Source organism: Leifsonia virtsii (assembly GCF_030433675.1).
Taxonomy (GTDB): domain Bacteria; phylum Actinomycetota; class Actinomycetes; order Actinomycetales; family Microbacteriaceae; genus Leifsonia; species Leifsonia virtsii.
In genome coordinates this window covers 578,549-601,581 of the sequence record NZ_JAROCB010000003.1, presented here as the reverse complement: position 1 = coordinate 601,581, position 23,033 = coordinate 578,549, and the positions used below count along the sequence as shown (strand labels likewise).

The following is a 23,033-nucleotide window of genomic DNA, read 5'->3' as shown; positions in this document are numbered from 1 at the left end:
GGCGGGTCAGCGCGAGCGGGTCTCGAGCGTCGCGGCGATGGCGTGCGGGACGGTCTCGTCCTGCAGGGAGGTCGTGTCGCCCAGCGGACGGCCGTCGAAGAGGTCGACCAGCAGGCGGCGCATGATCTTGCCCGAGCGCGTCTTCGGGAGGTCGCCCACCACCACGACGTGCCGCGGCTTCGCGATCGCGCCGATCTCGCGGGTGACCTGCTCGCGCAGCTCCGCCTCCCCCGGCGCCACGCCCGACGGCACGACGAACGCCGCCACCGCCTGCCCGGTCGTCGCGTCGCCCACGCCGACCACGGCCGCCTCGGAGACACGGGGATGCGCGACGAGCGCCGACTCGATCTCGATCGTGGAGAGGCGGTGGCCCGAGACGTTGATCACGTCGTCGAGCCGGCCGAGCAGCCAGAGGTAGCCGTCCTCGTCCACAGCCGCGCCGTCGCCGGCGAGGAAGTAGCCGCGGTCGGCGAACGGCCGCCAGTACGAGTCGCGGTAGCGCTCCGGGTCGCCCCACACCGTGCGCGACATGGCCGGCCACGTCCCGTCGATCACGATGGAGCCGCCGGACCCGCGCGCCACATCGTCGCCGCGCTCGTCGACCACCCGCACCGTCACTCCCGGGATGGCGTTGGTCGCTGAGCCCGGCTTCAGCGCGGTCACGCCGGGCAGCGGCGCGACGATGGCGGCGCCCGACTCCGACTGCCACCAGGTGTCGACCACCGGCGCGCGTCCGGCGCCCAGCTGCTCGCGGAACCAGACCCAGGCCTCCGGGTTGATCGCCTCGCCGACGGTGCCGAGCAGGCGGATGCTGGACAAGTCCCACCCGTCTCCCACACCCTCCGGGAACCACGTCATCAGCGTCCGGATCAGGGTCGGCGCGGTGTAGTACGTCGTCACCCCGTAGCGCTCGATGATCTCGAAGTGCCGCCCGGTGTGCGGGGTGTTCGGGGTCCCCTCGTAGATGACGGAGGTGGCGCCGTTCGAGAGCGGGCCGTAGAGCACGTAGGTGTGCGCGGTCACCCAGGCGAGGTCGGCAGTGCACCAGTAGACGTCGTCGTCCTTCGCGTCGAACAGCGCCCAGTGGCTCCACGACGCCTGCGTCAGGTAACCGCCGGTGGTGTGCACGACGCCCTTCGGCCGGCCGGTCGTGCCCGAGGTGTAGATGATGAACAGCGGGGTCTCGGCGTCGAAGAACTCGGGCTCGTGGACGCTGGACGCGGTGTCCACCACGTCGTGCCACCAGACGTCGCGGCCGGGCGTCCACGGGATGTCGGGGGTCAGCTCGCCGGTGCGCCGCACCACCAGCACGTGCTCGATGGCGTTGTCGCCCGCGACGGCGGCATCCGCGTTCGCCTTCACCGGCACGGCGGCGCCGCGACGGAACTGCCCGTCGGAGGTGACCAGCAGCTTCGCTCCGGTGTCCTCGACGCGGAAGCGCAGCGCCTCCGCCGAGAAGCCGCCGAAGACGAGCGAGTGGATGGCGCCGACGCGCGCGATCGCGAGGGTGATGACGACGGTCTCCGGGATGACGGGGAGGTACACGACGACACGGTCGCCCTTCCCGATCCCGAGCGCCGTGAGCGCGTTCGCAGCCCGCGCCACCCGCCGCTGGAGGTCCGCGAAGGTGATCGTCTCGCGGTCGCCCGGCTCGCCCTCGAAGTGCAGCGCCACCCGGTGGCCGCGGCCCGCCGCGACGTGCCGGTCGACGCAGTTCACGGCGGCGTTCAGCCTTCCGCCCGCGAACCACTCGGCGCGCGGGATGCTGAGCTCGCCGTCCGCCCCGACGGTCGCCGGCTCCCAGGTGTGCGCGGTGTGCCACGGCTCGGCCCAGTCGAGCCGCGCCGCCTGCCGCTCCCAGAACGCGACCGGGTCGGCGGCCGCCTCGGCGTACACCGACGCATCCACGTTCGCCTGCGCGGCGAACTCGGGCGGCGGCGCGTACAGCCGGTTCTCGCGGCCGAGGTTCTGGATGGGCGTGCTCACCCTCCGACGCTACCCAGCCTCGTGCGCGTGCTCCTCCCGTCGCGCAACGATCCGTAACTCAGCCATCGACTCCGCGAAGACTTCACGCGACACGCCGCTGGGCCGTTCAGTTTTGGTGGACTCGACGGTTGCGGGAGCTCAGGCGCCGACGTAACGAGCGAGGTGCTCGCCGGTGAGGGTGGAGCGGGCGGCGACGAGGTCGGCGGGCGTGCCCTCGAAGACGATGCGGCCGCCGTCGTGGCCGGCTCCGGGGCCCAGGTCGATGATCCAGTCGGCGTGGGCCATCACGGCCTGGTGGTGCTCGATGACGATCACGGACTTGCCGGAGTCGACCAGGCGGTCGAGCAGGCCGAGCAGCTGCTCGACGTCGGCGAGGTGCAGGCCGGTCGTCGGCTCGTCGAGCACGTAGACACCGCCCTTCTCGCCCATGTGCGTCGCCAGCTTGAGCCGCTGCCGCTCGCCGCCGGACAGCGTGGTGAGCGGCTGGCCGATCGTCAGGTAGCCGAGCCCGACATCCGACAGCCGCTCCAGGATGGCGTGCGCGGCGGGCTGCTTCGCCTCCCCGGCGGCGAAGAACTCGACCGCCTCGGAGACCGGCATGGCCAGCACCTGGCTGATGTCGCGGCCGCCGAGCGTGTACTCGAGCACGGAGTCGTCGAAGCGGCGGCCCTCGCAGACCTCGCACACGGTCGAGACGCCGGCCATCACACCGAGGTCGGTGTAGATGACGCCCGCGCCGTTGCAGTTCGGGCAGGCGCCCTCGGAGTTCGCGCTGAACAGGGCCGGTTTGACGCCGTTGACCTTCGCGAACGCCTTGCGGATCGGCTCCAGCATCCCGGTGTACGTCGCCGGGTTGCTACGCCGCGACCCGCGGATCGCGGCCTGGTCGACGGCGACGACGCCCTCGCGCGGTGCGACGGAGCCGTGGATGAGCGAGCTCTTGCCCGACCCGGCCACCCCGGTGACCACCACCAGCACGCCGAGCGGGATGTCGACGTCCACCCCCTGCAGGTTGTGCTCGTCGGCGCCGCGCACCTCGAGGGCGCCGGTCGGCGTCCGCACCGCGTTCTTCACCCGCGCGCGGTCGTCGAGGTGCCGCCCGGTGAGGGTGCCGCTCGCGCGCAGCCCGTCGACCGTGCCCTGGAAGACGACCTCTCCTCCGCCGGCGCCCGCCCGCGGCCCGAGGTCGACCACGTAGTCGGCGATCGCGATCGCCTCCGGCTTGTGCTCGACGACCAGCACGGTGTTCCCCTTGTCGCGCAGCTGCTGCAGCAGGCCGTTCATCCGCTGGATGTCGTGCGGGTGCAGCCCGACCGTCGGCTCGTCGAACACGTAGGTGATGTCGGTGAGCGACGACCCGAGGTGGCGGATCATCTTGGTGCGCTGGGCCTCCCCGCCCGAGAGCGTGCCGGAGGGCCGGTCGAGCGACAGGTAGCCGAGCCCGATCTCGACGAACGAATCGAGCAGGTGCTGCAGGTTGCGCAGCAGCGGCGCCACGGACGGCTCGTCGAGCGACCGCATCCAGTCGGAGAGGTCGGTGATCTGCATCGCGCAGGCGTCGGCGATGCTCACGCCGCCGATCTTCGACGAGCGCGCGGCCTCGCTGAGCCGGGTGCCGCCGCACTCCGGGCAGGCCGTGAAGGTGACGGCCCGCTCGACGAAGGCGCGGATGTGCGGCTGCATCGCGTCGACGTCCTTCGAGAGCATCGACTTCTGCACCTTGGGCACCAGGCCCTCGTAGGTGAGATTGATGCCGTTGATCTTCACCTTCACCGGCTCGCGGTAGAGGAAGTCGTGTCGCTCGGTCTCGGAGAACTCCCGGATCGGCTTGTCTGCAGGCAGGAAGCCGGACTCCGAGAACATCCGCACGGACCAGCCGTCGGCGGTGTAGCCCGGGATGGTGATGGCCCCCTCGGTCAGCGACTTGCTGTCGTCGAACAGCTGGCCCAGGTCGATGTCGCTCACCGTGCCCATGCCCTCGCAGCGCGGGCACATGCCGCCCAGCTGGGAGAACTCCCGCTTCTCCGTCTTGCCCCCGACCGTGATCGCGCCGGCCCCGGTGACCGACGGGATGTTGAACGAGAAGGCCCGCGGCGAGCCGATGTGCGGCTGCCCCAGGCGGCTGAACAGGATGCGCAGCATCGCGTTCGCGTCGGTGACCGTGCCGACGGTGGAGCGCGCGTTGGCGCCCATCCGCTCCTGGTCGACGATGATGGCGGTGGTCAGCCCCTCCAGCACGTCGACGTCGGGACGCGCCAGCGAGGGCATGAACCCCTGCACGAACGCGCTGTAGGTCTCGTTGATCATGCGCTGCGACTCGGCGGCGATGGTGCTGAACACGAGCGAGCTCTTGCCCGACCCGGAGACTCCGGTGAACACGGTGAGCCGCCGCTTCGGAAGCTCGACGCTCACATTCTTCAGGTTGTTCTCGCGCGCCCCCTCGACGCGGATCAGGTCGTGGCTGTCGGCCGCTGCCGTCATGTCGATTCCCTCCCTCGGGCGCTGACCACGCTATCTCAGGAGGAGGACGCTGCGGGGCGGACGCTGTACCGCAGCCGGGCGAACTGGCCGACCGCCGACGCCTCCTCGAGCCGGAGCCGGTCGGACTCGACCCGCCGCGGGAAGAGCGGTGCGCCCGCTGTGAGCGCCACGGGCGCGAGGGAGATCGCCAGCTCGTCGAGCGCGTCGGCATCGAGGAACTGACCCGCCAGATCGCCGCCGCCGACCACCCAGATGTCGCCGTCGCCCGCCGCCTCGCGAATCGCCGGAAGGCTGTCCGCAACCGAGCCCGACACGAACCGGATGTCCGCGCCCTCCGGCGCCGGCAGCTCCCGGTGGGTGAAGACGAACGTCGGCCGGTCGCCATGGAACTCCCGCCATTTCTCCGGCTGCTCCAGGATGCCGGTCTCGCGCAGCACCCACTCGTAGGTCGTGCGCCCCTCCACCATCACCGACGCGTTCGCCGGGACCAGCCCCTCGGCCGGCTCCTCGCCTCCCTCCACCGCGAAGAGCCAGGCGAGCGAGTCGTGCTCGTCCGCGATGAATCCGTTGATGGTCGCCGCCGTGTCGAAGATGATCCGCCCCATGCCCAGGACGGTACCGGGCACCACCGACACGGTGGGAGCATGGGGCGCATGGATGCCGTCGACGCCCTGAACGAGATCGCCTTCTGGCTGGAGCGGGAGCTCGCTCCGAGTTTCAAGGTGCAGGCCTTCCGCCGCGCCGCCGCCACCATCGACGGCCTCGGCCAGGAGGAGCTCGTCGCCCGCGTCGCCGACGGGCGCCTCAAGCGGACCAAGGGGATCGGCGACCGCACCTTCCAGGTGATCGCGCAGGCCGTCGACGGCGAGGTCCCGAGCTACCTCGCCGATCTCCGCGAGCGCAACGCCGCGCCGCTCGACACCGGCGGCACGGAGCTGCTCGCCCTGCTGCGCGGCGACCTGCACAGCCACACCGAGTGGTCGGACGGCACGGTCCCGATCGAGGTGATGGCCGCAGCGGCCGCCACGCTCGGCCGCGAGTACCAGGCGATCACCGACCACTCCCCCACCCTCACGGTGGCGAGCGGCCTCAGCGCCGAGCGGCTGGAGGAGCAGCTGGACGTCATCGCGGGCCTCGACACCGGCGAGCTGACCCTGCTCACGGGCATCGAGGTCGACATCCTGGAGGACGGAACGCTCGACCAGACGCCGGAGCTGCTCGACCGGCTCGACGTCGTCGTGGGCAGCGTCCACTCGAAGCTCCGCTCCGACCGCCGCACGATGACCAAGCGGATGCTCGGCGGCATCCGCGACCCGCGCACCAACGTGCTCGGGCACTGCACCGGCCGTCTGGTGCAGGGGTCACGCGGCACCCGGCCGCCGTCCGAGTTCGACGCGAACGCCGTGTTCGCCGCGTGCGTCGAGAACCAGGTCGCGGTCGAGATCAACTCGCGGCCGGAGCGGCAGGACCCGCCGGACGACCTCATCCAGCGCGCCCTCGACGCCGGATGCTTCTTCTCGATCGACACCGACGCGCACGCCCCCGGCCAGCTCGACTTCCTCGCCTACGGTGCCGCGCGCGCCGCCGCCAACGGCGTCCCCGCCGACCGCATCATCACCACCTTCCCCCTCCCCCGCCTCCAAACCTGGCTAACCAAGTCCTGACCCGGCCGCCGAGTTGCACCTTGTGGCGAAAAAAGGGCGGAAATAGCCGCCACGACGTGCAACTCGGAGGGGGTCAGAAGCCCCAGGCGGAGGCCGGGGCCTGCACGATCTCGACCGGACGCGTGCTCCAGTGCGTGCCGTTGCCATAGTGGCTCGTGGCCCACGGGCTCGCCCAGATGGCCGCGGCGGTGGTGTCGGCGGAGGTGCCCGCCTGCAGGCCGGCGACGATGCCGGGGTAGCCGCGCTGCAGGTTCTTGGCGCAGTACTCCGCAGCCGTGATGAGGTCGGGGTAGCTGCCGAGGCCGGCTCCGCCGCCGGATCCGTAGCCGTTGTTCAGCGGGTTGTTGCGGTTCCACCAGTCGGGCGGGCCGTTCTCCTGCCGCATCCAGCGCAGCATCACGGTCACGTTCGCGTCGGTCTGCGGCCAGCCGCCGAACTTCAGCACGAGCTTCGCCCAGGACTCGTTCGTCCCGATCCGGGCGAGAGACTGGATCCCGTCCGTCGCCCCGATGTTCTCCCGGCTCACGACCGGCGCGGCGATCGTCGCGTCCACCAGCAGGTGCTGGTCCGGCGGGGAGACCTCGGCGGGCGCGACCGTCGTGGACGGGGCGACCAGCAGCGTCGAGGCGAGCGCTTCGTCCGTCGGCACGATCGAGAAGCCGCACACCAGGCCGATGACCGCGAGCGTCACGCCGACCCGGTGATGCAGCGGCAGCAACGGCCGCCGAGGGCGCCTCGGCAGCCGGATGCGCACCCGCTGCGTCGGCACGGCGGCACGACGGCCTGCCGAGCGGCGGCCGCGGGGGCGGAGGGGGGCGGATGCGGGCTGCATACCCGAGGAAGGGTACCAGCGTCCCGCTGAATCGCCACCCTGAGGCCGGCTACCTGGCGACCTCGTTCAGCCGCTCCAGGAGCTCGGCGAGCCGCCGGACGTCGTCCTCGCCCCAGCGCCGCAGGCTGCGGTACAGGTTGGCCTGGTCGGCCGCGCGCACCTCGTTCACCCGCTCGATCGCCTCCGGCGTCGCCGCAAGGAAGCTCGCGCGCCGGTCGGCCGGATCGGCCTTCCGCTCGACGAAGCCCATGTCTTCGAGGATCTTCACCTGCCGGCTGATCACGCTCTTGTCCGTGTACAGCATCGCCGCGAGCGCACCGGCGTGGATGGGGCCGCTGCGCACGATCGTGCTGAGCAGCTTGTAGCCGACCGGCTGCAGGTCGGGGTGGATGCGCGACGCGCGCTCCCGCATCGAGGTGCCGACCTGGTTGAACAGCCGGGTGAACTGCTCCTCCACCTCGGCGATGGCCGCGTCGGTGCCCGCACCCGCGGGCGGAAGGGTGGCGGCGTCGGCCGCCGCCACCCGTCCCGTGTTGTCCATGGCCGCGATCATAACGCGATCGGCTAGCGGCCGTTCTCAGGGGCGGTGGCGTCGCCGCCCGCCCGGATCGCGGCGACCGAGCCGGTCGCGGGCGCGCCGATCAAGGCCTCGGCGACCTCGACCGCGTTCTCCTCCGCGGCCTCCAGCCGGCCCTCGCCCGCCTCCTTCTCCTTCATCCGCTCGATCGCGGTCTTCGTGCCGAGCTTCACGTTCGGCAGGAAGGCGATCGCGATGATGCTGACGATCGCGAGCGGAACGGCGATCAGGAAGATGTCCGCGACCGCCTGGCCGTACACCGACTCGACGATGGTGCGGATGCCGGCCGGCAGGTGGTTCACCTGGGGCAGCTGGCCGCTCTGCAGCGACTTGAGCGCCTCGATCCCCTTCGCGCCGTACTTGGCCGCGGCGGTGAGCAGGTCGCCCTTGCGGTCGCCCATCGAGTTCACGACGGTCGTGCCGAGCACGCTTCCCATCACGGAGACGCCGATGGTGCCGCCGAGGCTGCGGAAGAAGGCGACGTTGGAGCTGGCCGCGCCGAGCTGCTCGGGCTGGACCGTGTTCTGCACGATCAGCACGAGGTTCTGCATGACCATGCCGACGCCCGCGCCGAGGATCAGCATGTAGACGGAGACGAGGACGTAGTTCGTGTCGAACTCGATCGTGCTCATCAGGTACAGACCGACGGCCAGCAGCACCGAGCCGGCGATCATGTAGCCCTTCCACCGGCCGAACCGGCTGATCAGGTTACCGACCACCATCGACGACAGCAGCAGCCCGAAGATCATCGGCAGCGTCAGCAGACCCGACTCGGTCGGGGTCGCCCCACGCGCCAGCTGCATGTACTGGCCGAGGTAGACCGACGTGCCGAACATCGCGACGCCCACCGAGATGGAGGCGATCACCGCGAGCGTGAAGGTGCGGTTCTTGAACATCCCGAGCGGGATGATCGGCTCCTTCACCACGAGCTCGGTGATGACCATGCCGATCAGCAGCGCGACGGCGATGCCGACCATCCAGAACGTCTGCGCGCTCCACCAGTCGAAGTCCTTGCCCGCGAGCGACACCCAGATGAGCAGCAGCGAGACGCCGCCGGCCAGCAGGACCGCGCCGAGGTAGTCGATGCGCACCGTGCGTGCGGGGCGCTTCGGCAGCTTCAGGGTGAACTGGAGCAGGATGATCGCGATGATCGCGACAGGCACGCCGACGAAGAAGTTCCAGCGCCAGCCGATGGAGTCGGTGAGCAGGCCGCCGATGAGCGGCCCGCCGACGGTTCCGACCGCCATGATGCCGCCGAAGAGGCCCATGTAGCGGCCTCGCTCGCGCGGGCTGATGATGTCGGCCATGATGATCTGGCTCAGCGCCGTGAGCCCTCCGGCGCCGAGGCCCTGGACCACGCGGAAGCCGATGAGCATGTTGGTGTCCTGCGAGAACCCGGCGAGCGCCGAGCCGAGGACGAAGAGCACGAGCGCGAGCTGGATGAGCAGCTTGCGGTTGAGCAGGTCGGCGAGCTTGCCCCAGATCGGGGTGGAGACGGTGGTGGCGAGCAGCGTGCTCGTCACAACCCAGGTGTAGGCGGTCTGGTCGCCGTGCAGTTCGGAGATGATCCGCGGCATCGAGGTCGAGACGACCGTGCCCGCGAGGATCGAGACGAACATGCCGAGCAGGAGCCCGGAGAGGGATTCGAGCACCTGGCGATGCGACATCGCCGCGGGTGCTTCGTCTCTGGTGAGAGTGGTGGACATATGGATCCTTCGCGCAATTGGTTGACGATGATCAACCATATATAATTAGGTGACCATAGTCAACTAACAGAGTGCGTCGCTGCAAAATTTCCGATCATGCAAACTTTTCTCTCCCCCTCTGAAAGCCTCCGCGACCGCAAGAAGGCGCAGGTCAGAGCCGACCTCGAACGCGCCGCGCTGGAGCTCGCCCTCGAGCGCGACCTCGACGAGGTGACCGTCGATGAGATCTGCGCCCGCATCCCGGTCTCGCACCGCACCTTCTTCAACTACTTCGACACCAAGGAGGACGCGCTCTTCGACGTCCGACGCGCCTGGGGCGACCCGGAGTGGTTCGCCCGGCGCCTGGCCGAGGCGTATGAGGGCAGCGTCGTCGGCGCCGTCGTCGCCGCGCTGTTCCCCCACGAGGAGACGGGAGGCGACCAGAGGATGCGCGAGGCGCGCATGCTCATCGCCGCGCGGCATCCTGGTCTGATCCGGCGCAAGGCGGGCCGGCTCGAGGAGTTGCGCGCCGGCCTCGTCGAGGTCGTCGCCGCGTTCGTCGCCGAGCGCGACCCCGCCTCGGCGGAGGCCGCGGCGGCTCTGGGCATCGACCCCGACGCCCAGGCGGAACTGCTCGTCGTCGCGTGCGTCGGCGCCGTCCGCATCGCGGTCCGCGAGTGGGCGGAACAGGGCGCGAACGCCACGGAGGAGCAGGTGAAGACGCGCGCGGTGGCCGTCGCCCGCGCGCTCGCCCCGGCGCTGGGCTGAGCATCCTCACACCCGAAACGGGTTCATCTCCAGGCTGACGGGCCCGGTGTTCCGTACTCTCGGAGGATGCAGACCCGTCGTGACCGAGCCTGGGCACTCAGCCGACCCGTCCACTGGATCATCTGGACCGTCGTGCTCTTCGCACTGACGATCGCCCTCGGGTTCGCGGCGAAGGCACTGCCGGCGCTCCGCTTCGCCGGCCTCGACGCCGCGGTCAACCGGGTCAACTCCCCGCTGCTCGACACGGCGGCCCTCCTGCTCGACCGGCTGGACCACCCCGTGGTGGTCGCCGTCATCCTGGTGGTCGTGTTCGTCGTGCTCCTGCCGCTGGCGGGCTGGCGCAGGGCGCTCGGGGTCTGCGTCGTCACCGGCGCCGCGTGGCTCACCACCCTCGTCGTCAAGTACGTCGTGGCGCAGCCGCGGCCGTCGACGGGCGACCTGACCCACCTGCTGCACGTCTCCCCCGCCACGCTGAGCTATCCGAGCGGCCACGTCGTCTTCGCGACCGCTCTGGTCGCCGCGCTCGCAGCGGTGTGCCGCACGACCACCGCGCGGGCTCTCGTGCTCGTGATCGGCGGCCTCCTCGTCGTGGCGGTCGCGTGGTCGCGGCTGTACGTCGGCGTGCACTACGGCACCGACGTCGTGGGCGGCGTGCTGAACGGCGTCGCGGGCGCCGTGCTCATGGCCGGGCTCTGGGACCTGGCCACGCGGCGCCTGGCGCCGGGCCGCGCCGCCTGAGGCAGGCGGCGCACGCGCTGACCAGCCCCGGCGGGGCGCAGCGCAAGGACTACGCAGTGCGTAGGTAGTCCGACGGTCTTCGTCGGCATGTTCGGGACGGGATCGTGGTCGCACACGATCCCGTGCGTCGTTTTTTCTCCGGAACGCGTCATGATCCGCGATCGCGTTCGTCCACGTAGTTAAAACGCCCGCACTGCCGTAAGGACCCGAAACCTTATGAACTGTCGACTCGACGACCTCTCCGACGCCGAACTCCTCGCGCTCGCACGCGAGGGGGACGGCCCCGCCTACGGGGTCCTGTTCAAGCGCCATTGGCACGCCGGCCGCGCCATGGCGGCCTCCGTCACCAGCCGGTTCGAGGCCGACGACCTCGCCTCCGAGGCCTTCGCCCGCATCCTCAAGGCGGTCGAGAAGGGCAACGGACCGAAGACCGGCTTCCGCTCCTACCTCGCGACCACCATCCGCAACGTGGCCATCGACTGGTCGCGCCGCAAGAGCACGCCAAACATCGAAGACGCCGACGTCATCGAGGACTGGACCTACAGCGAGGTCACGGCGCTCGAGCGCATGGAGCGCGAGACGATGGCGAAGGCCTTCTACGCGCTGCCCGACAGCTGGCAGGAGGTGCTCTGGTACACCGAGGTCGAGGACATGGCCCCGCGCGAGGTCGCGCCGCTGCTCGGCCTCACACCCAACGCGGTCTCGGCCCTCGCCGTCCGTGCCCGCGAGGGCCTCCGGCAGTCGTGGATCAATGCGCACCTCGCCGAGGTCTCCGACGAGGAGCCGGAGCACGCATGGGTGCTCTCCAAGCTCGGCTCGCACGTGCGGGGCAAGCTCTCCCGCACCGACCGCGCGAAGGTCGAGGAGCATCTCGACGCGTGCCCCTCCTGTGCCGACGCGGCCGAGGAGGCCGGCCGGGTGGGGTCGCGGCTCGCCATGGGCATCCTGCCGCTGTTCCTCGGGATCGCCGGAGCCGTCGCCTACTCGGCGTGGACGAGCGAGCGCTCCGGCAGCGCCGTCGCCGCGACGCTGTCCGGCACGCACGCCGCCCATGCCCCGGCCGCGCACGCAGTGAGCGCAGGCCCGTCGGGCGTCGTCCACGCCGTGCGCGGAGCCGGCCGCCTGCGCACCCTGCTCAGCGCCGGGGCCTCCGCCTCGAGCTCGGGCGCCGCCGCCGTCGCCGCGGTCGTCGCCGCCGCGGTGCTGACGACCGGCGCCGTCATGGCCGCGCCCCAGTCGAGCATCGCGGGCGGGCAGACCACGAGCGAGCCGGTCTCGAAGACGGCGGACCGGCCCGCGGAGAAGCGGCACGGCTCCGGCACCCCCGAGGCCCCGGTCGCCCAGGAGGCGCCTGCCGATGAGGAGAACCAGCAGGGCAGCGTCACCACTCCGTCGTCGCCGGTTCCGGCACCGACGGCGGAGGCCTCCCCTGCCCCTGCCCCTGCGGTCCCGACGCTCCCGGCGGTCGAGGCTTCCTCGCCCACCGCCACGCCCCCCGCCGAGCCGGAGCCGCCGGCCGCCCCGGAGACGCCGGGACCGTCGCCGTCCGCCACGCCCGCGCCGCCGGAACCTCGAGAAGACGCGTGCGAGGCGGCGATCCGTCTCGTGCCCGCCGATCAGACGGTGCTCGGGTACCGGCTCGACGACCCGGCTGGCTCCGCCTCGGCGGTCGACCTCATCCACGGCGCCGTCGGCCGCTATGCGGGCTCGCCGGGTCAGCCGGGCTGGACCCTGGCCGACTCGACCCTCCGTCCGTCGACAGACGAGTTCACCATCCAGATCCGCTTCAAGACCGCCGTCGGCGGCGGCCGCCTGATCGGCTTCAGCTCGGCCATGGAGGGGGACTCGCCCAGCTTCGACCGGCATCTCTTCCTGACCGACGACGGCCGGATGGCGTTCGGCGTCTGGCCGGGCACCGTCCACGTCATCTCGTCGCCGCAGAGCTACCTCGACGACTCCTGGCACCAGGCCACGGCGACCCTGTCGGCCGACGGCATGAAGCTGTACGTCGACGGCGCCCTGGTCGCTCACGATCCGTCGGTGACGCGGGCGCAGCAGTTCTCCGGGTACTGGCGCATCGGCTACGAGAGCATGTTCAACTGGGGCCCGCTGGAGCCGACCAACTGGGTCTTCGGCGGGACGCTCACCCACGCCGCCGTCTACAGCACCGCCCTGACGCCGGAGCAGATCTCCGCGCAGTGGCGGCGCTGCTCCGCGTCATAGCGGGGGCCGAGCCTCGTCTATCTCAGTAGGAACGCATTTTCGGGTTTCGCGTTTCCCCGGAGCAACTCCTTATCTCTAGTTGTCTCCCGAGTGGCCCGGCCGGCTCGTCCACATCCAGCCGCCGGGTCACTCCCTCCCGCACCGCCGCCGCAGAGGCGGCCGCCACATCCGACGATCGAGAGGACGAGATGAGGGCCACCTGGAATCCCCGCGAACGCGCGATCGGGCTCGTCAGCGCGACCACCGACGGCTGGCGCGGCGAGCTCGTCACCCCCCTCATCCCGCGCGACCCGTCCTCTCCCCTGAGGTCGGCGCTGCTCAACGAGCGGGCCGAACGGCTCGGGGAACTCCGCGCCCTCGACTTCCGCGTCTACGACACGGTGCGCATCGAGGAGGTCGGCTCCGGCGACACGTACCGCATCATCGACCGCTTCAAGGCGGCGGTGGAGGCCGTGAACCGTTCCGCCTGATCAGCCGTTCCCCAGCGTGACCGTCGTCCTGTCGGTCTTGCCGTCGCGCACGTAGGTGATCCTGACCGTGTCACCCGGCTTGCTGGTGAGCTGCTTCGCCGTCAGGTCGTCCACGCTCGCCACCGGCCGGCCGTCGACCTTCGTGATGATGTCGCCGGCCTGCAGCCCCGCCTGCTCGGCCGGACCGCCCGGCACCACCGCCTGGACGTACAGCCCGGGCTCGCCCTCACCGTTCTGACCGGGCACGACGGGGCTCACCGAGAGCCCGAAGGTCGGGTAGACGACCTTGCCCGTCCGGATGATCTGCTGCGCGATGGGCATTGCGACCGCCTGCGGAACCGCGAATCCGATGCCGACGCTTCCGCTGCTCGCGGCCCCCGAGGCCCCCGGAACGGTCGCGATGGCCGAGTTGACGCCGACCAGCCGGCCGTCGCAGTCCACGAGCGCCCCGCCCGAGTTGCCGGGATTGATGGACGCGTCGGTCTGGATGGCGTCGGCGAGCACGGCGTTGCGGTCGCTGTCGCTCTGCACCGGCACCGTCCGCCCGAGCGCACTCACCACGCCGGTCGTCACCGTGCTGGAGAGCCCGAGCGGTGCGCCGAGGGCCACGACCGGCTGCCCGACCTTGAGCTCGGTGGAGTCGCCCTGCCGGATCACCGGGAGGCCCGATCCCTCGACCTTGATGACGGCGATGTCGGCCCGCGGCGAGCGACCGACGAGCTTAGCCGGGTGCGTGCTGCCGTCGTTGTAGAGCACCACGACCTCGGCACCGTCCGCGGCGGGGGCGATCACGTGGTTGTTGGTCAGGATGTAGCCGTCGGCGGTGATGATCTCGCCACTGCCCGTCCCGCCGGAGCCGTCGCCTGCATGGACGCCGATGGTGACGATCGACGGCAGCACATCCTCTGCGACCTTCTCCGCGTCGCACACCGAGCGGGAGTCGGCCGACACCGACCCCGACAGCCCGCTGCCGGACGCCGAGGTCGCGTTGCGCAGGGTCAGCCCGCCCAGCACGCCCGCCCCGGCCAGGACGACCGCGCCGAGGACCGCGAGGACCACGATCGCCCAGGCCGGGAACCTCCCGGCGCGTCCCCCTGTGTGCCCGCCCGTTGACGACATCGAATCCCCCTCCACGCAGTGCTGCGACAAGGGTGGGGGCTGTCGGCCGCCGTTGGCTAGACACTTGAGCGCTCCGTCGTGGATGACGGGAAAAGCGGCGGATGGACGTGCCGATGTGACCGGGCCTCACTAATGTGAACGCATGGATTCCGGCATGGGAGTGTTCACCGCATATCTCGTGCACACCGATCCAGGCGCGGAGGACCGCACCGTCGAGCTCCCGCTGGTCACCCCCTTGCCGCCGTCGCGCGTGCGGCTTCCCGACCCCGAGGACCCGGGCAGGGTGCTGGTCTACGAGCTCGTGACTGCCGAGGACTGGCCGCGCGAGGCGACGTACCGGTTCCGAGGCCCGGAACAGCGCTGACACACTCGCCGACGGCTGCCTAGCCAGCGCGGCCTCCCGGACGACAAGCTGAGCCGGAGACTGAGCTCTCGACGGCTGGGGGAAGAGGTGCTGCGTGGTGACAGAAGACGACGCGACGCCCCCGGAGCCGCGGAGGGGTCCTGAGCAGGAGTGGTGGAGGAACGCCCTCAGCCACCCGGACGTCGAAGGCGTCGACATCGTGGAAGACCTCGTGCGCGTCCGGCTGCGGTCGGGGATCGAACTGGAGTGGTCGCGCGACGACGGCTGGTGCCGGCCGCATCTGTAGCGGCTGTCTTTCGCTGACCGGCGCGCACTGCGAGCATCGCAGCGCAACACAAAAGGGGTGCCGGCCTGAAACAACCTGACGACGACCAGGGCCGGCGCCCCGCCCGCACCCGGGCCGGCGCTCGGGGGACGAGGTGGAGGGCCCGCCTGCGCGAAACCCGAAACGCGGTCGCGGCCCTCCACCCCAATGGGAGGGAAGCTCTCGCCCGAAGAGCTTCCACTAGAAGAGACGCGGGGGCTCCTGCTTTCGTGATGCGACAGGCGGAGGAATGAGCGGGACGGTCGGACACGGCGGGGGCGCATCCCACGGTCTCCCCGTGCGCTTCGACGTGCTGGTGGGTCGCCGCGAGGAGGTGTCGCTCATCCGCCGGCTGCTGCTGTCGTCCGCACGTCTGGTCACGGTCACCGGTGCGGCCGGGGTGGGCAAGAGCAGGGTGGCGATCGCGGCGGCGGAGGGCCTGGCCCGCTCGGTGCACGGCATCTGGTACGTGGACGCGCGGGGCCGCGGCGACGACGTCGCGGCGACGATCGCGTCCGAGCTCAAGGTCGACGCCGGCACCGATCCTCTCTCCGCCGTGGTCGCCGCGCTCTCCGGGGCGGACGCGCTGCTGCTGCTCGACGACGTCGACGAGGTGGTCGGGGAGACCTCCGCGGCGGTGGATGCGCTGCTCGCCGCCTGCCCGGGCGTCAAGGTCCTCGCCACCACCCGGGAGCCGCTGAGCTCGACGGCGCAGACCCTCGTCGCGATCGGCCCGTTCGCCGACCGCGGGCTGACGGCGGCGAGCGATGCCGTGCGTCTCTTCGCCGAGCGCGCCGCGTCCGGGGACGCGCACTTCTCGGTCGACGGCGCCACTCTCCCCGAGGTGGTCCGGATCTGCGAGGCGACCTCCGGCGTCCCGCTCGCGATCGAGCTGGCCGCAGCCCAGCTGCAGTTCATGGATGCGGGGACGCTCGCGCGCCGCATCGACGACCAGCTCGCCGCGCTCGAGCCCGCGGATTCCGCATCCCGTTCGCTGAGGGCCGCCGTCGAGGACAGCTGGGCCCGCTGCGGGCCGGTGGAGCGGAGGGTGTGGTGCGACCTGTCGGTGCTGGCACCCGGCTGGGACCTGGACCTGGGCGAGGCTGTGGCCGCCCTCGCCGCGCCGGACCCCCGCGAGGCGACCGCAGCGGTGAAGCAGCTGATCCGGCGGTCGGTGGTGCATCGCCGCCGGGTGGGCGAGACCGTGCGCTACGAACTGCTGCCCGCGCTCCGCGAGTTCGGCGCCGAGCATCAGCAGCATCCCGACGACACGCGTCGGCACTTCGTCGGCTGCATGATCGCGCGGCTGCACGACGCAGAGGACGGCTGGTTCTCGGCGCGGCAGCGCGAGATCATGCTCCGCCTCGGGGGCGACCTCCCCAACCTCCGCCGCGCGGTGGCCATGGCGGCCGGGCTCGGCGACGCTGACCGGGCGGTCGAGACGGCGGTGACGGCCTGGCGTCAGGCCTGGACCATCCACGGAAGCACGGACGAACTGGCGCGGTGGCTCGGCCGTGCGCTCGAGTCGGGGACGCCGTCCCCGCTCTGGGAGACCCTCGGCCGGTCCCTCCGGGCGGCGGTCTACAGCCAGACCGTCAAACCGGGTCTCGCCCGCCTTGAGCTGTCGCAGGCTCTCCTCGCGCGGGCTGCCACGGTCGCGGCCGGCGATCCGGGCGCGGCCCGCGAGGCCGACATCGCCGTGAGGAGCGCTGAGGAGACGCTCGAACCGGACGACGCGGTGGCGGTGGCGATCCTCCGCGCGCTGATGGACGACCTCGGCGAGGAGGCCTACCGCTTCGGCCGGATCAACACACCTCAGCGCCTGGCCGCCCGGCTCCGGGCACTGGGCGAGAACGAGGAGGCCGCGGGGGTGGAGGCCGCGATCACGGAGCGGGCGCTCGTGGCGGGCGACCGCTATGAACGGTCGTTCCTGCGGACCGCCCGGGCGACGGCCGCCGCCGCGGCCGGCGACTACGACGCGTGCGAGCTCGACGCGCGCGACGCACTGGTGCTCAAGCGCGGCCTCGGCAACGGCCTCGGCGTCGCCCAGGCGCTGGAGCTGCTCGCCGACGTGGCACGTGAGCGGGCGGAGGCTGCGCGCGGGGCGACCCTGCTCGGCGCGGCTGCCCGCGCGGTGGCGCGACGCGGGGGCCGTCCGGGCGAACTATCCGCCGTACTTCCGCGACTCCGCCTCCACCGAGCGGGCGCTGCGCCGCAGGCTCGGCGACGCGGCGTTCGGCCGGGCGTTCGACTACGGCGCCGCCCTGACCGAGGACGAGAGCATCGGCTTCGCGCTCCATGGGATCGTCGAGACGCGCACCCGCACCGCCGTGCCCCTCGCCGCCCGCTCGATCCTGACGCCACGGGAGACCGAGGTCGCGTCGCTCGTCGCCGACGGCGAGACCAACCGCTCGATCGCCCGGCGGCTGTTCGTCTCCATCCGCACGGTCGAGACGCACGTGCAGAACGCCCTCGTGAAGCTGGGACTGCGTTCGCGGACGGAGTTGGCGGTGTGGTTCCGGGAGCAGCCGGAGACCGCTCGCCCGGAGGGCGCGGCCTGAGCGCGCGCCCTCCGGGGCGGACACTCAGGCGGCGAGCGCCAGCCGCAGCCCTGCCCTCGCGCGGGCGGCCAGCGCCGTCGCGCCGCCCACGGTCACCCCGAGCTGCTGGGACACCGTCGTGAGCGGCAGCTGCTGCAGCACGGTCAGAACGAGCACCTTCTGCCAGCGCTCCGGCAGGCTCCGGAACGGGCGCTCGAGGTCGCCGAGGTCGTTCAACTCGAACCGGTAGCTGCCCACCGCGCTGTCCTCCGGCAGCGGCACCAGGGTGGCCCTGCCCTCGCGGGCGCCCCAGGTGGCGGCGACGGTGCGGATGGCCGTCCGGAGGTAGTGGGCGAAGCCCTCGGTCGGGCCTTTGCCGTTCCGAAGCGAGGCGAGGACTTTGGCGAACGCCTCCTGCACGATGTCGTCCGCGTCGAAACGCGACGTGGTGCGGCGGGCGACGTGGTGCGCCCAGCCCTGGTAGCGCGTCCACAGGTCGCCGAGCGCGGCCCGATCTCCCGCGCGCACGCGGTCCAGGAGCTCCAGATCGGTGGGGCGGGTGGCGCTGGCGGTCATTCTCACTCCTCGGCTGGTGGATGACCTCAGGCTCTTTCTCATGCCCGCCCCGCCTGATCCGCGCGACTACCGAGCCGCTACCGGTTCCCGCCGGAGCGGCGTCACGAAGTCCGGCAGCCGCGTCCCGCAGCCGAGCAGCTCGGCCAGGGCCGCGACGACGCGCTCGGCGGCGCGCCCGTCGCCGAAGGGGCTCGGCGCGCCGGCCATGGACGCGTGCCGCACCGGATCCGCCAGCAGGCCGGACGCCTCCTCGACCATCCGCTCCACCCGGGTGCCCATGACCGCGGACGTGCCGGCGAGCACCCCCTCAGGCCGCGCCGTGGTGTCGCCGAGGACCAGGACAGGCACGTCGCAGCTGGGCGCGACCTCCTCGATCCGGGTGCAGTCGGTCAGCACCAGCGCCGAGCGCCCGATCAGCTCCAGAAGCACCTCGAACCGCGGCTGCGCGAGCGAGTGGATGTTCGCAGCGCGCCCGAGCTCCGACCCGAGCCCGGCGTGCACGGCGAGGTCCGGGTCCGCCGAGAGGACGAACGCGTGGCCGGGGAAGCGGGCCGCGAGGATGCGGACCGCAGCTCCCAGCCGGCGCACCGGCGCACCGGCGTGCTGCGGCCGGTGCGCGACCACGAGCACGATCGGCTGGGCTCCGGCGGGCGACGGGACACGCGGGTGGGAGAGCACGGTGTCGATCAGCGGGTCGCCGGTCACGACGATCCTGTGCTCCGGCACGGAAGCGGCGAGCAGCACCCTCGCGGCGTGCTCCGTCGGCGCCAGGTGGAGCCGCGAGAGCCGGTCGAGCTCCCGGCGGCCGGGCTCCTCCGCGACGCCGTCCGCCCGGTCGCCCGCGCGCCGACCGGCCGAGAGGTGGGCGACGGGCAGGCCGAGCCGGGAAGCCGCGCGCGCGGCGGCGAGCGCACGCGGCGACGCCGACTCCACCAGCACCGCATCCGGGCGCAGCGCCTCGACCAGCGACTCCACGTCGTCTCGCGGCTCGGCCCCCGTGCCGCGGACGGGCCGGAGCAGAGCCGACGCGTGCAGGGCGCGGACGACGGGCTCCATCCTGATCCAGTCGTCGGGCGATTCGTGGACGGTCATGACGGTGGGCATGGGCGGGCTCCTCTCGGCGAGAGCGACGACGCCCTCACCAGTAGAGACGTGCGTCTACCCCTCGACCTGACGCGACCGGCATCCGGGGTAGCGTTGCGGCATGAGCCTGAGCGTCGAGAACCAGCCGGACCAGTCCCGCTACGCCCTCCTCCAGGACGGCGAGGTGATCGGCATCGCGGAGTACGACCTGCGCGACGACGCCATCGTCTTCACCCACACCGAGGTCGACGAGGCGAAGCGCGAGAAGGGCATGGCGTCGACCCTCGTGCAGACAGCGCTCGACGACGTGCGCGACCACTCGGACCGGCGGGTGATCGCCTCCTGCCCCTACGTGCGGAGCTGGCTCAGCGAGCACCCCGACTACGCGGGGCTGCAGAAGCGGTAGCGCGCCCGTCCTCGCTCGGCGCCCGGCCCTCGACGCGCCGGCCGTTGCCCTCGCCGCCGAGGTCGAGCGTGATCTTGCCGCCCTGCCAGCCCTCGTCGCCGCGGTCGCCGGGCAACGGAGCGGGCGCCGGGAGGAGGGACTGGCGGTCCATCTCCTGCTGCGCCTCGTGACGGGCTGGTGCGAAGATCTCGTCGAACGAGCCGCCGATCGCCCCGCTCATCGTGCCCGAGCCGCGCTGCGCCTTGTTGGAGAGGTCGATCCAGCCGAGCTTCACCGCCACGACGATGGCGGCGATGAACGCCGCCACGATCCCCACGACCCACCAATTCACGCCCTCCAGGGTACCGGAGGGCCTGTGGAGTGGCTGAGTGCCGCTGGCGAACTGCCCCTCAGGGCACCCGGTAGAGCCACTCCTCGGTGTCGAACTTCTCGGCGACCAGCTTCTCGGCGGCCGCGTACTCGGCGTCGGTGAGGTCGCCCTCCGTCGCGCCGTACAGGTTCTTGAAGGTGAGCTTCATCTGCTCGATGATCTCTGCGCGGCTGAGGCCGGTCTGGCTGCGCAACGGGTCCACGCGCTTTGCCGCGCTGGTGATGCCCTTGTCGCTGATCTTCTCGCGGCCGATGCGGAGCACCTCGGTCATCTTCTGGCCGTCCATGTCGTAGCTCATGGTGACGTGGTGCAGCACGGCGCCGGAGCCCAGCCGCTTCTGAGCGGCCCCGCCGATCTTGCCCGACGGGCTCGTGATGTCGTTGAGGGGCTGGTAGACGGCGTCGATGCCCAGCGACTTGAGCGCCACGATCGCCCACTCGTCGAGGAACGCGTAGCTGTCGGCGAAGCTCATGCCCTGCACGAGGTCGGCCGGCGCGTAGATCGAGTAGGTGACGACCGATCCGGCCTCCATGAACATGGCGCCGCCGCCGGAGATGCGGCGGACGACCTGGATGCCGTACTTGGCGGCGTTCTCCGGGTCGACCTCGTTCTTGACCGACTGGAAGCTGCCGATCACCACGGCCGGCTCGTCCCACTCCCAGATGCGCAGGGTCGGCCCGCGGCGTCCCTCCCCCACCTCGGTCGCGAGCACCTCGTCGAGGGCCAGGTGCATCTGCGGGGAGACGGCCTTCGCGTGCACGATCTGCCAGTCGTAGTCGCGCCAGCTGGTCGCCTTCGCCAGCGCCCGGCGCACGGTCACGGCGACCGCCTCAGGCGAGAAGCCGAGCAGGCTGGCGCCTTCCGGCAGCGCGTCCTTGACGGCCGCGGCGATCGTCTTGGCGTCCGCCTCGGCGGGCAGACCGTTCACGGCGCTGTTGATCGCCTCGAGCGCCGTGTCCGGCTCGAGGAAGAAGTCGCCCGCGAGCTGGAAGTCCGCGATCCGGCCGTCGACCACCTCGAGGTCGACGACGACGAGCTTGCCACCGGGGACCTTGTACTCACCATGCATACGCCCACCCTACGTCCGCCGGCGGGCGCGGTGCTCAGTGCGGAGGCGGGCTCCCCTTGTCGTCGCCGAACTCGTCGATCATCTTGTCGGGCCGGTGCGCGAGGGTCACCCCGAACCCGATGAGCAGGATGACGAGGATGAGGCCGACGATGAAGATGAGGCCGGTGAGCAGGTTCGCGTTCCCGCCGACGGTGGCCGGGTTGTCGATCGGCGCGAAGCGCGACAGCCCGAGCAGGATGGTGATGTCCATGACGATCCTCCCGACCCCAGTGTCCGCGCCCCGACCCGGCCGCGCTAGACAGCTTCCGCCACGGCGACTGCGGCCTCCCGGAACATTTGCGCCCGCTCGCGCACCCGCAGTCGTTCCGGGAGGCCGCAGTCGCAGAGCCGGCGACCGTCAGTCGCGGGCGGGGAAGCGCTCTGCGAGCCAGGCCGTGAGGTCGGCGAAGACCTCCTCGCGGTTGGTCTCGTTGAAGATCTCGTGACGCGCTCCGTCGTAGACGATGGTGGTCACGTCGCTCAGCTTCGACCGCGTCCGGTACGAGTGCTCCAGCTTGCGGGCGCTCGCGGGGCCCCCGAGCGGGTCCTCCGAGCCGACCTGGATGAGCAGCGGCAGGTCGTTCGGGAGGTCACGGGCCGGGCGCCCGAGCAGGCGCGCGGCGTCCGCCATCCCGAACAGCTTCTGCAGCGGCGTGAGCGTGGTCAGCGGGTCGTCCATGAAGGCCTGCGCCACCGCGGTGTCGCGGCTGAGCCACTCGGCGCCGGTCGTGCCCAGGTGGGCGTGACGCTTGTTGAGGTCGCCGCCGTTCATGGAGCCGAGGACGCGGTAGGCCGTGCCCGAGAGGACCGCGGCGTCGTAGTCCTCGCTGTGGTGGTTGAGCAGCATCTGGCCGATCAGCGAGCCCCAGCTGTGGCCGACGTAGACGAGCGGCAGGTCGGGGTTCTCGTCGCGGATGAGCGCCGTGAAGGCGTGGACGTCGCGCACGGCGGCGCGCAGCCCTCCCGGCCCGAGCCTCCCGAGCTTCGTCGCGTCGCCGTTCCACTGCTCGAGGCCGGTGCGGCCGTGCCCGAGGTGGTCGTCCGCGTAGACGGCGTAGCCGTTCGCCGCGAGGTGCTCGGCGAGCGGCCGGTAGCGCCCGGCGTGCTCCCCCACCCCGTGCGCGAGCTGCACGACGGCCGCCGGCCTTGTGCCGTCCGGGGTGGGCGCGTACACATCGAAGTAGATGCGGGTGCCGTTCTCGTCGTCGAAGGTCCGGCCCTGCTGAGTCTGCACGGGCTCATTCTGGCGTACGCGCTGAGCGAAGGGGGTTTAGTTAGCAAGGCTAATTTGTTAGGCTAACTATGTATGACTGCACGACTGTCGACCCATGACCTCAGCGGCGCGCTGCGCATCGCTGTGGCGCGCCTCTCCCGGCGCCTGCGCGCCGAGAAGGAGGACCACGAGCTCAGCGACGCGCAGACCGCCATCCTCGGCTTCCTCGCCCGTGAGGGGTCCGCGACCATCGGCGGCCTCAGCGAGTTCGAGCGGGTCAAGCCGCCGTCGATGAACCGCACGGTCAACCGGCTGGAGGAGGCCGGCTACGTCGCACGCACGGCCGACGACGCCGACGGCCGCAAGGTCGTCGTGGTGCCCACCGAGCGCGGGCTGGAGCTGGTCGCCGAGACGCGCAGGCGGCGCGACGCCTGGCTGCACCAGCGCCTGCGCACGCTCACGGCCGAGGAGCGCGCCACGCTCGCCGAGGCCGCACGGATCATGCGGGAGCTCGCCGACTCGTGAG

23 protein-coding genes are annotated in these 23,033 nt (G+C 71.6%); 10 read left to right on the top strand and 13 right to left on the bottom strand.

Features of this window, described 5'->3' with window-relative positions; translation table 11 throughout:
• Window positions 1–6: 6 nt before the first annotated feature.
• The 3 genes from acs to P5G59_RS13875 all read right to left on the bottom strand — a co-directional run bounded on the left by acs (window position 7) and on the right by P5G59_RS13875 (window position 5,072).
• Window positions 7–1,986, bottom strand: a complete 1,980-nt coding sequence (gene acs / locus P5G59_RS13885) for an acetate--CoA ligase (RefSeq protein WP_301219575.1) — start codon at window positions 1,984–1,986, stop codon at window positions 7–9.
• 138 nt (window positions 1,987–2,124) lie between these two features.
• Complete coding sequence (locus tag P5G59_RS13880) at window positions 2,125–4,467, bottom strand: ATP-binding cassette domain-containing protein (RefSeq protein ID WP_301219574.1); 2,343 nt, start codon at window positions 4,465–4,467, stop codon at window positions 2,125–2,127.
• A 35-nt stretch (window positions 4,468–4,502) separates the two neighbouring features.
• On the bottom strand, window positions 4,503–5,072 hold the full coding sequence (locus P5G59_RS13875) for a dihydrofolate reductase family protein (protein ID WP_301219573.1): 570 nt from the start codon (window positions 5,070–5,072) through the stop codon (window positions 4,503–4,505).
• A 48-nt stretch (window positions 5,073–5,120) separates the two neighbouring features.
• Between P5G59_RS13875 and P5G59_RS13870 the strand changes: the two genes are divergently transcribed.
• On the top strand, window positions 5,121–6,131 hold the full coding sequence (locus tag P5G59_RS13870) for a PHP domain-containing protein (protein ID WP_301219572.1): 1,011 nt from the start codon (window positions 5,121–5,123) through the stop codon (window positions 6,129–6,131).
• A 73-nt stretch (window positions 6,132–6,204) separates the two neighbouring features.
• On the opposite strand, the gene P5G59_RS13865 is transcribed toward P5G59_RS13870, so the two are convergent.
• From P5G59_RS13865 to P5G59_RS13855, 3 genes are read right to left on the bottom strand one after another with little or no spacing between them, the layout of a single operon-like run.
• Window positions 6,205–6,963 carry a hypothetical protein gene (locus P5G59_RS13865; RefSeq protein ID WP_301219571.1) on the bottom strand — a complete coding sequence of 253 codons (759 nt, stop codon included), beginning with the start codon at window positions 6,961–6,963 and terminating at the stop codon, window positions 6,205–6,207.
• 49 nt (window positions 6,964–7,012) lie between these two features.
• Window positions 7,013–7,504 (bottom strand): MarR family winged helix-turn-helix transcriptional regulator, encoded by a 492-nt coding sequence (locus P5G59_RS13860; protein WP_301219570.1) that lies wholly within the window; start codon window positions 7,502–7,504, stop codon window positions 7,013–7,015.
• A gap of 23 nt (window positions 7,505–7,527) precedes the next feature.
• Window positions 7,528–9,207: an MDR family MFS transporter gene (locus tag P5G59_RS13855; protein WP_435871267.1), complete on the bottom strand. Its 1,680-nt coding sequence runs from the start codon at window positions 9,205–9,207 to the stop codon at window positions 7,528–7,530.
• Between the two features lie 135 nt (window positions 9,208–9,342).
• Here P5G59_RS13855 and P5G59_RS13850 point away from each other — a divergent pair, with 135 nt between their 5' ends.
• From P5G59_RS13850 to P5G59_RS13835, 4 genes are all read left to right on the top strand, one after another.
• Window positions 9,343–9,993, top strand: a complete 651-nt coding sequence (locus tag P5G59_RS13850) for a TetR/AcrR family transcriptional regulator (RefSeq protein ID WP_301219568.1) — start codon at window positions 9,343–9,345, stop codon at window positions 9,991–9,993.
• Window positions 9,994–10,059: 66 nt separating this feature from the next.
• Complete coding sequence (locus P5G59_RS13845) at window positions 10,060–10,731, top strand: phosphatase PAP2 family protein (protein ID WP_301219567.1); 672 nt, start codon at window positions 10,060–10,062, stop codon at window positions 10,729–10,731.
• Between the two features lie 216 nt (window positions 10,732–10,947).
• A complete protein-coding gene (locus P5G59_RS13840; RefSeq protein WP_301219566.1) occupies window positions 10,948–12,954 on the top strand; it encodes a sigma-70 family RNA polymerase sigma factor in 2,007 nt (668 codons plus the stop codon).
• Between the two features lie 188 nt (window positions 12,955–13,142).
• Window positions 13,143–13,424 (top strand): hypothetical protein, encoded by a 282-nt coding sequence (locus P5G59_RS13835; RefSeq protein ID WP_115695612.1) that lies wholly within the window; start codon window positions 13,143–13,145, stop codon window positions 13,422–13,424.
• Here P5G59_RS13835 and P5G59_RS13830 read toward each other — a convergent pair whose 3' ends face one another.
• The gene (locus P5G59_RS13830) at window positions 13,425–14,543 is read right to left on the bottom strand and encodes a S1C family serine protease (RefSeq protein WP_301219565.1); all 1,119 of its coding nucleotides are present in this window, start codon (window positions 14,541–14,543) and stop codon (window positions 13,425–13,427) included.
• 142 nt (window positions 14,544–14,685) lie between these two features.
• Between P5G59_RS13830 and P5G59_RS13825 the strand changes: the two genes are divergently transcribed.
• From P5G59_RS13825 to P5G59_RS13815, 3 genes are all read left to right on the top strand, one after another.
• Entirely contained in the window at window positions 14,686–14,907 is a 222-nt protein-coding gene (locus P5G59_RS13825) for a hypothetical protein (RefSeq protein ID WP_301219564.1), read from the top strand.
• Window positions 14,908–15,001: 94 nt separating this feature from the next.
• Entirely contained in the window at window positions 15,002–15,193 is a 192-nt protein-coding gene (locus P5G59_RS13820; protein WP_301219563.1) for a hypothetical protein, read from the top strand.
• Between the two features lie 1,934 nt (window positions 15,194–17,127).
• Window positions 17,128–17,772 carry a helix-turn-helix transcriptional regulator gene (locus P5G59_RS13815; protein ID WP_301219625.1) on the top strand — a complete coding sequence of 215 codons (645 nt, stop codon included), beginning with the start codon at window positions 17,128–17,130 and terminating at the stop codon, window positions 17,770–17,772.
• Between the two features lie 24 nt (window positions 17,773–17,796).
• On the opposite strand, the gene P5G59_RS13810 is transcribed toward P5G59_RS13815, so the two are convergent.
• Entirely contained in the window at window positions 17,797–18,327 is a 531-nt protein-coding gene (locus P5G59_RS13810; RefSeq protein WP_301219562.1) for an RNA polymerase sigma factor, read from the bottom strand.
• 66 nt (window positions 18,328–18,393) lie between these two features.
• On the bottom strand, window positions 18,394–19,431 hold the full coding sequence (locus P5G59_RS13805; RefSeq protein WP_301219561.1) for a UDP-N-acetylglucosamine 2-epimerase: 1,038 nt from the start codon (window positions 19,429–19,431) through the stop codon (window positions 18,394–18,396).
• Window positions 19,432–19,531: 100 nt separating this feature from the next.
• Between P5G59_RS13805 and P5G59_RS13800 the strand changes: the two genes are divergently transcribed.
• Entirely contained in the window at window positions 19,532–19,816 is a 285-nt protein-coding gene (locus tag P5G59_RS13800; protein WP_301219560.1) for a GNAT family N-acetyltransferase, read from the top strand.
• Here the strand turns inward: P5G59_RS13800 and P5G59_RS13795 are convergent.
• The 4 genes from P5G59_RS13795 to P5G59_RS13780 all read right to left on the bottom strand — a co-directional run bounded on the left by P5G59_RS13795 (window position 19,776) and on the right by P5G59_RS13780 (window position 22,528).
• Entirely contained in the window at window positions 19,776–20,147 is a 372-nt protein-coding gene (locus tag P5G59_RS13795; RefSeq protein WP_301219559.1) for a hypothetical protein, read from the bottom strand. The genes P5G59_RS13800 and P5G59_RS13795 overlap by 41 nt on opposite strands.
• Window positions 20,148–20,205: 58 nt before the next feature.
• On the bottom strand, window positions 20,206–21,255 hold the full coding sequence (gene lplAB / locus P5G59_RS13790) for a lipoate-protein ligase LplAB (RefSeq protein ID WP_301219558.1): 1,050 nt from the start codon (window positions 21,253–21,255) through the stop codon (window positions 20,206–20,208).
• A gap of 34 nt (window positions 21,256–21,289) precedes the next feature.
• The gene (locus P5G59_RS13785; protein ID WP_301219557.1) at window positions 21,290–21,505 is read right to left on the bottom strand and encodes a hypothetical protein; all 216 of its coding nucleotides are present in this window, start codon (window positions 21,503–21,505) and stop codon (window positions 21,290–21,292) included.
• Window positions 21,506–21,652: 147 nt separating this feature from the next.
• Window positions 21,653–22,528, bottom strand: a complete 876-nt coding sequence (locus tag P5G59_RS13780) for an alpha/beta hydrolase (protein WP_301219556.1) — start codon at window positions 22,526–22,528, stop codon at window positions 21,653–21,655.
• A gap of 72 nt (window positions 22,529–22,600) precedes the next feature.
• Between P5G59_RS13780 and P5G59_RS13775 the strand changes: the two genes are divergently transcribed.
• Window positions 22,601–23,032, top strand: coding sequence for a MarR family winged helix-turn-helix transcriptional regulator (locus P5G59_RS13775; RefSeq protein ID WP_301219555.1), 432 nt, complete (start codon window positions 22,601–22,603; stop codon window positions 23,030–23,032).
• The last annotated feature ends 1 nt before the right edge of the window (window position 23,033 follow it).